General features: G+C 60.1%; 4 protein-coding genes and 1 pseudogene. All 5 read left to right on the top strand.

What is annotated here, in order from left to right; all coding sequences use genetic code 11:
* Nucleotides 1-534 (top strand): annotated as a pseudogene (locus ACFFAR_RS24000) (NADH-quinone oxidoreductase subunit D); the annotation flags it as partial.
* Nucleotides 535-689: 155 nt separating this feature from the next.
* Nucleotides 690-1,175 carry an NADH-quinone oxidoreductase subunit NuoE gene (gene nuoE, locus ACFFAR_RS23995; RefSeq protein WP_060858512.1) on the top strand — a complete coding sequence of 162 codons (486 nt, stop codon included), beginning with the start codon at nucleotides 690-692 and terminating at the stop codon, nucleotides 1,173-1,175.
* Nucleotides 1,172-2,497, top strand: coding sequence for an NADH-quinone oxidoreductase subunit NuoF (nuoF, locus tag ACFFAR_RS23990; RefSeq protein WP_174362270.1), 1,326 nt, complete (start codon nucleotides 1,172-1,174; stop codon nucleotides 2,495-2,497). The genes nuoE and nuoF overlap by 4 nt, the downstream gene beginning before the upstream one ends.
* A 31-nt stretch (nucleotides 2,498-2,528) precedes the next feature.
* A complete protein-coding gene (gene nuoG / locus ACFFAR_RS23985) occupies nucleotides 2,529-4,865 on the top strand; it encodes an NADH-quinone oxidoreductase subunit NuoG (protein ID WP_062167083.1) in 2,337 nt (778 codons plus the stop codon).
* On the top strand, nucleotides 4,866-5,148 hold a 283-nt coding region (locus tag ACFFAR_RS23980; RefSeq protein WP_375508588.1), incomplete at its 3' end, for an NADH-quinone oxidoreductase subunit H. It abuts the gene before it with no gap.

Genomic DNA, 5,148 nt, shown 5'->3' with positions numbered 1-5,148 from the left:
ACCGGCGCCATGCTGCGCGGCTCGGGCATTGAATGGGATCTGCGCAAGAAGCAGCCGTACGAAGTCTACGATCAACTGGATTTCGATATTCCGGTGGGCGTCAACGGTGACTGCTACGACCGTTATCTCGTGCGAGTGGAAGAAATGCGCCAATCCACGCGTATCGCGAAACAGTGTATTGAGTGGCTGCGCAAGAATCCGGGCCCGGTGATGATCGACAATCACAAGATTGCGCCGCCTTCGCGCGTGGGCATGAAGACCAACATGGAAGAGCTGATTCACCACTTCAAGCTCTTTACGGAAGGGTTCCACGTTCCGGAAGGCGAGACGTATGCAGCAGTCGAGCATCCGAAGGGCGAGTTTGGCATCTACCTGATTTCGGATGGGGCGAACAAGCCGTATCGATTGAAGATTCGTGCGCCGGGTTATGCGCATCTTGCTTCGCTCGACGAAATGGCGCGCGGACACATGATTGCGGACGCGGTGACGATCATCGGGACGCAGGACATCGTGTTTGGCGAGATCGACCGCTGACATGCAGTCGCGGAAATCTCCCGCATTACGCCGGCCCGGTCGCGCATTAGCGCTGAACGTGCCGGCGAACCAACAACAGCAGGACGCCAGGTCTGCCGCAGAAGAAGGGCGCGGCGGGTTTTCGTTCGGTAGGAACTGAAAGAGTCGTGTCTGAAATGATCTCAGCTGAAGGCCTGAAAGAAATCGATCGCGCGATCGCGAAATATCCTGTGGAGCAGAAGCAGTCCGCAGTGATGGCGGCGCTGACTGTCGCTCAGGAAGAGCATGGCTGGCTGTCGCCGGAAATCATGCAGTTCGTGGCCGACTACCTGAGCATGCCGTCCGTGGCCGTGCAGGAAGTGGCGACGTTCTACACCATGTACGAGACCGCGCCGGTCGGCAAGCACAAGATCACGCTCTGTACCAATCTGCCGTGCCAACTCGGTCCTGACGGCGGCTCGGAAAGTGCTGCGGAATACCTGAAGCAAAAGCTCGGCATCGACTTTGGCGAAACCACCGCTGACGGCAAGTTCACCTTGAAAGAAGGTGAATGTTTTGGCGCGTGCGGCGATGCACCCGTGTTGCTCGTGAACAATCATCGTATGTGCAGTTTCATGAGTCGCGAGCGGATCGACACGCTCCTCGAGGAACTTTCGAAATGACGTCTCTTCACGACCGCCACATCCAGCCCCTGATTCTCGCCGGCCTCAACGGCGAAAACTGGCACCTCGAAGACTATGTGGCGCGCGGCGGTTACGCCCAGCTCCGCCGCATTCTCGAAGAAAAAATTCCGCAAGAACAGGTCATCGCCGACGTCAAGGCGTCGGGCCTGCGTGGCCGTGGCGGTGCGGGTTTCCCGACCGGCCTCAAGTGGAGCTTCATGCCGCGTCAGTTCCCGGGGCAGAAGTACCTCGTCTGCAACTCGGACGAAGGCGAACCGGGCACGTTCAAGGACCGCGACATTCTTCGCTGGAATCCGCATGCGTTGATCGAGGGTATGTGCATTGGCGCGTACGCCATGGGCATCACGGTCGGCTACAACTACATTCACGGCGAGATCTTCGAGGTCTACAAGGTCTTTGAACAGGCGCTTGAAGAAGCACGTGCGGCCGGTTACCTGGGTGCGAATATCCTGGGTTCGGGCTTCTCGTTCGAACTGTATGCGCACCATGGTTACGGCGCGTATATCTGTGGCGAAGAAACTGCGTTGCTCGAGTCGCTGGAAGGCAAGAAAGGTCAGCCGCGCTTCAAGCCGCCTTTCCCGGCAAGCTTTGGCGTGTACGGCAAGCCGACCACGATCAACAACACCGAGACGTTCGCAGCCGTGCCGTTCCTGCTGGCTATCGGCCCGCAGAAGTATCTCGAGATCGGCAAGCCGAACAACGGCGGCACGAAGATTTTCTCGGTTGCCGGCGACGTGAATCGTCCGGGCAATTTCGAAGTGCCGCTCGGCACGTCGTTCGAGACGCTGCTCGAGCTGGCAGGCGGTGTGCGCGGCAAGTCCGTGAAAGCGGTGATCCCGGGTGGATCGTCTGCGCCAGTCGTACCGGGTGGGCTCATGCTGGCCACCGACATGGATTACGACTCGATCGCGAAGGCGGGCTCCATGCTGGGTTCGGGCGCGGTGATCGTCATGAACGAAACGCGTTGCATGGTGCGTTCGCTCTTGCGCCTGTCGTACTTCTACTACGAAGAATCGTGTGGTCAGTGCACGCCTTGCCGCGAAGGCACGGGCTGGCTTTATCGCGTGGTGCATCGGATCGAACACGGACTCGGGCGCAAGGAAGACCTGGATCTGCTGAACTCGGTCGCTGAAAACATCATGGGTCGCACCATTTGTGCACTCGGCGACGCGGCGGCCATGCCGGTGCGCGGCATGCTGAAGCATTTCTGGGACGAATTCGAATATCACGTCGAGCATAAACATTGTCTCGTCGACGGACATGCGCATCATGCGCACACGTCCGAAGCGCTTACCGCGTGATCAGTGATCAGGCCAAGGACCATTCCCCATCATGGTTGAATTAGAAATCGACGGCAAAAGTGTAGAAGTGCCTGAAGGCAGCATGGTGATCCAGGCTGCGCATAAGGTCGATACATACATTCCTCACTTCTGCTATCACAAGAAACTGTCGATCGCGGCGAACTGCCGGATGTGCCTGGTCGAAGTAGAGAAAATGCCGAAGGCGGTTCCCGCGTGTGCCACGCCGGTGTCGGCGGGCATGATCGTGCGTACGAAGTCGGACAAGGCTATCAAGGCGCAGCAGTCCGTCATGGAATTCCTGCTGATCAATCACCCGCTCGATTGCCCGATCTGCGATCAGGGTGGTGAATGCCAGTTGCAGGACTTGGCGGTGGGTTACGGCAAATCGCAGTCGCGCTACAACGAAGAAAAGCGCGTGGTGTTCCACAAGAACGTCGGACCGCTGATCTCCATGGAAGAGATGACGCGCTGCATCCATTGCACGCGTTGCGTCCGTTTCGGTCAGGAAGTGGCCGGCGTGATGGAACTCGGCATGCTGGGTCGCGGCGAGCACTCGGAAATCACGTCGTTCGTTGGCAAGACGGTCGATTCAGAACTGTCGGGCAACATGATCGACCTGTGCCCGGTCGGCGCGTTGACGAGCAAGCCGTTCCGCTACAGCGCCCGTACGTGGGAACTGTCGCGCCGCAAGTCGATCAGCCCGCACGATTCGGTCGGCGCCAATCTGGTCGTACAGGTGAAGAACAACCGCGTGATGCGCGTCCTGCCGATGGAAAACGAATCCATCAACGAATGCTGGATCTCGGACAAGGATCGCTTCTCGTACGAATCGCTGAACGGCGACGATCGTCTCACGCAGCCCATGCTGAAACAGGGCGGCAAGTGGATCGAGACCGACTGGCAAACGGCGCTGGAGTACGTGGCGAAGGGCATCAAGGGCATTACGGCTGACCATGGCGCGAATCAGATCGCTGCTTTGGCTACGCCGCACAGCACCGTTGAAGAACTCTATCTGCTGAAGCAGTTTGCCGAAGGCGTGGGTACGCCGAACGTCGATTTCCGTCTGCGCCAGAGCGACTTCTCTGCGCCGGTTTCCGACAGCGCGCCGTGGCTTGGCATGAAGATCGCGGACCTGACGAATATCGACACGGCGTTCGTCGTGGGTTCGTTCCTGCGTCGCGATCATCCGCTGTTCGCCGCACGTCTGCGTCAGGCCGCCAAGGGCGGCGCAAAGCTCACGTTCCTGAACGCGACGAACGACGATTCGCTGATTCCCGCTGCGCATCGCGTAGTGGCAGCGCCTTCAGAATGGCTCGCGCACCTGGGCAGCATTGCTGCTGCAGTGTCCGAAGCACGTGGCGTTGCTGCACCGGAAGCGTTCGCTGGCATCGAGGCATCGGCGGCGGCCAAGGACATCGCTGCATCCCTGTCGGCCGGCGACAAGCGTGTCCTGCTGCTCGGCAACAGCGCGGTTCAGCATCCGCAGTTCGCGCAGATCCATGCTGTTTGCCAGTGGATCGCGGACGAGACGGGCGCAACGCTGGGTTATCTGACTGAAGCTGCAAATACGGTTGGCGCGCATCTCGTCGATGCACTGCCGGGCGAAGGCGGCCTGAACGCACGCGAAGCGTTCGAGCAGCCGCGCAAGGGTTACGTGCTGTTCAACGTCGAACCTGCATTCGATACCGCCAACCCCGCTCAAGCGCTCGCCGCATTGAAGCAGGCCGAAATGGTTGTCGCGTTGTCGGCGTTCAAGCACGGCTCGGATTACGCCGACGTGCTGCTGCCGATCGCACCGTTCACGGAAACATCGGGCACGTTCGTCAACGCCGAAGGTACAGCGCAGACGTTCAACGGCGTCGTGCGTCCGCTGGGCGAAACGCGTCCGGGCTGGAAAGTATTGCGTGTGCTGGGCAGCATCCTGGGCCTGAAGGGTTTCGAATTCGATACCGCCGAAGAAGTCCGCGACGCAGCATTGGGCAAGGGCGATCTGAGTTCGCGCCTGTCGAACAAGAGCAGCGTGGCGATCAAGCCGGTGACGAAGGCTGCATTGAACGAAGGCAGTTTCGAGCGCCTCGCCGACACGCCGATCTATCATGCCGACGCATTGTCGCGTCGCGCCGAATCGCTGCATCTGACGGCTGCCGCGCGCGACGCCAATGTGGCTGCGCTGCCGACGTCGCTGTTCGAAAAACTCGGTCTGAAAGACGGCGATGCCGTGCGCGTCGCTCAAGGCGGTCTCTCGGTCACGCTGCCGGCCGTTCGCGACGCGAATCTGGCGGAAAGCGTGGTGCGTGTATCGGCGGGAACGCCGGCCGGTGCAGCGCTCGGGGCTCTGTTCGGTGAACTGGTAGTGGAGAAGGCGTAAATGGGCTTGTTCGATACGATCAACGCAGGCGGGACGCAGATCCTCGGTGTCGCCTGGCCCACGGTGTGGGCTGTCATCCGCATTCTCGTGGTGTCGGTGGTGATCCTGCTGTGCGTCGCGTACCTGATTCTGTGGGAACGCAAGCTCATCGGCTGGATGCACGTGCGTCTTGGCCCGAATCGCGTGGGTCCGATGGGGCTGTTGCAGCCGATCGCCGACGTGCTGAAGCTCTTGCTGAAAGAGGTGATCCAGCCGTCGCAGGCGAGCAAGTGGATCTACCTGA

The sequence above is a fragment of the uncultured Caballeronia sp. genome (genome assembly GCF_964243625.1).
GTDB lineage: Bacteria > Pseudomonadota > Gammaproteobacteria > Burkholderiales > Burkholderiaceae > Caballeronia.
The sequence above is the reverse complement of the archived record's forward strand: the minus strand, read 5'-3'. Positions and strand labels throughout refer to the sequence as shown.

Coding starts and splice junctions, on each gene's coding strand:
- nuoF (WP_174362270.1), top strand. CDS start 1,172: ATGACGTCTCTTCACGACCGCCACATCCAGCCCCTGATTCTCGCCGGC.
- nuoE (WP_060858512.1), top strand. CDS start 690: ATGATCTCAGCTGAAGGCCTGAAAGAAATCGATCGCGCGATCGCGAAA.
- nuoG (WP_062167083.1), top strand. CDS start 2,529: ATGGTTGAATTAGAAATCGACGGCAAAAGTGTAGAAGTGCCTGAAGGC.